The sequence below is a fragment of the Sulfitobacter dubius genome (assembly GCF_027214245.1).
In the GTDB taxonomy this organism is placed as follows: domain Bacteria; phylum Pseudomonadota; class Alphaproteobacteria; order Rhodobacterales; family Rhodobacteraceae; genus Sulfitobacter; species Sulfitobacter dubius_A.
The window spans coordinates 1-255 of sequence record NZ_JAPWHM010000050.1; the positions used below are offsets into that span (position 1 = coordinate 1).

At 55.7% G+C, this 255-nt stretch carries 1 pseudogene; it reads left to right on the forward strand.

The annotated features are described in order from the left end of the window. Positions 1 to 255, forward strand: a pseudogene (rpsE, locus tag O4H31_RS19560) (30S ribosomal protein S5); the annotation flags it as partial.

The window sequence follows — 255 nt, forward strand, 5'->3', positions numbered from 1 at the left end:
GTGGTGGGTGATGGTAACGGCCGTGTAGGTTACGGTTAAGGTAAAGCCCCTGAAGTTCCGGCCGCTATTCAAAAAGCGATGGAACAGGCTAAGCGTAACCTGAACAAGGTTGAGCTGAACAACGGCACTCTGCACCACCCGGTGCGCGGTGTTCACTCCGGTTCCACCGTGTTCATGAAGCCGGCCTCTCAAGGTACTGGTATCATTGCAGGCGGCGCCATGCGTGCTGTTCTGGAAGTTGCTGGTATCCACAAC